Consider the following 1,726-nt stretch of genomic DNA (forward strand, 5'->3'; position numbering starts at 1 on the left):
GGTGCTCCAGCACCATCCGAACCGCTCGCTCCCGCACTTCCGGAGAGTGTCTCTCTGACTTCTTCTTCATGGCTCCATCCTCTCAAAGGAAAGAGCCTCCGGAAAAGCCGGGGCGGTTCAGCCGCAAAATCGTCGGACACGAAGTGCACGAGGTCGAGTCTGGTGAACACGCTGCGCACCTGCTCAAGCGGACCGCGCTGGCCGAGGGCGTGCATGCCGCCGGGCAGAAGCCCGTACTCCACGGCGACAACGGTGCGAGCCTCAAAGCCACGACCGTGCTGGCCATGCTTCACTGGCTGGGTATCGCTCCGTCGTATTCGCGTCCGCGGGTCAGCGATGACAACGCCTACGTCGAGTCGCTATTCCGTACCGCCAAGTACCGGCCGGGTTATCCCGTCGGCGGCTTCACCGATCTGGATCAGGCGCGGCGCTGGGCTTCGGACTTTGTCCGCTGGTACAACACCGACCATCGGCACAGCGGCATCGGCTTCGTCGCTCCTGCACAGCGCCATGCCGGTCACGATCGCGCGCTGCTACATAGCCGCGATGCGCTCTACCAAGCCGCGCGCGATCGACATCCACGACGCTGGAGCGGGACTACGCGCGACTGGACGCCGACCGACGTTGTGACGCTCAACCCCGAGCGTTCCGGCAACTTGGCGCTCTGCCCGAAAAAGGCGGCCACATAGCTTCGCTAGGAATACACATCAGGCGACAACTACCTTGACGCGCGCCGCCCGTGTCGTGGCAAACGCCGGAGCGGCGCGGCGCCGCTCCGGCAACGGTTTCGGCCAATCGGGGCTTACGGCCCCGGATGGAACCGCGCTTCCATGAGCCCGCGCACGTCGCGCGACAGGATCGCCAGCGCATCGAGAACGCCGCCATGCGAGCGCGAATCGATCGCTTCGAGCTGCGCCGACGCGACCGTCTCGCTGAGCGCCTGGATCGCCGCGATGCGGTCGAGCATTTCTTCCTGCAACGCCTCGCGCTGCGCCGGCGTATCGAGCACGTAGGCGAACATCACCGGCTCGGCGGTGGCGACGTCGCGGCGCAGCGGAAAGAACGAACCTTGACGGGTCATGGCGTGGGCCTCCGTGACGAGGCAACGACGCCGCCGATGCGGGCAAGATGACCGGAACTCAGACCGGTGCCGCAGAACGCATACCGACTATCCATGGACAACTCCCTTTGCGTGGAGTCGCCACCCGGAACGGTGAGAAAGGGTGGCGAACGGTGTGCGGGTTGGCAGACCGGGCACGAAGACCGGCGAGCCTTGCGGCTCCCCGCACACCGCCGCCAGAAAGCGGCAGACGGCATCACACGAAATTCGGGCATAAAAAAACGCCGACCTTCGGTGCGACGCTGTGTGCGTCGTGCTTTCGGGCTGCCAAGCCCGGTTGCCGAATTGGCGGCAACGTGCGGATTGTTTACTTGGTGGCGGGCGGCGTCAAGGGGGCGGATATGTCGCTTATTGGCGGACAGACTCAGTCCAGCATATGGCTCGGCCGAATTGAGATAAATCAGTAGCCTCTCAAAATGGGCTTGACCACGCTGTCCCAAAAATCTTCAGTCTTCGGAGTCTTCGCGGATAGCCCCGATCTTTACTAGGGAAGGTCTGAACAAGTCCGCCCCATTGTGCTGAGATAGTGCCACTACCCGACGAGGACCGCGCGCGATGGACCAGATGAGCTTTGGCGACGGGGAGTACGCGAGCAAGCGCAAGCGG

Annotated in this window: 2 protein-coding genes; one reads left to right on the forward strand and one right to left on the reverse strand. The window is 64.0% G+C overall.

The window, feature by feature from the left end:
• Nucleotides 1–689 (forward strand): integrase core domain-containing protein (locus NON22_RS23880; protein WP_257389482.1); only part of this gene is annotated, 689 nt, incomplete at its 5' end.
• 113 nt (nucleotides 690–802) lie between these two features.
• Here NON22_RS23880 and NON22_RS23885 read toward each other — a convergent pair.
• Nucleotides 803–1,081: a hypothetical protein gene (locus tag NON22_RS23885; RefSeq protein ID WP_257389483.1), complete on the reverse strand. Its 279-nt coding sequence runs from the start codon at nucleotides 1,079–1,081 to the stop codon at nucleotides 803–805.
• Nucleotides 1,082–1,726: the final 645 nt, after the last annotated feature.

It is taken from the genome of Tahibacter caeni (assembly GCF_024609805.1).
Taxonomy (GTDB): Bacteria; Pseudomonadota; Gammaproteobacteria; order Xanthomonadales; family Rhodanobacteraceae; genus Tahibacter; species Tahibacter caeni.

Coding starts and splice junctions, on each gene's coding strand:
- NON22_RS23885 (WP_257389483.1), bottom strand. CDS start 1,081: ATGACCCGTCAAGGTTCGTTCTTTCCGCTGCGCCGCGACGTCGCCACC.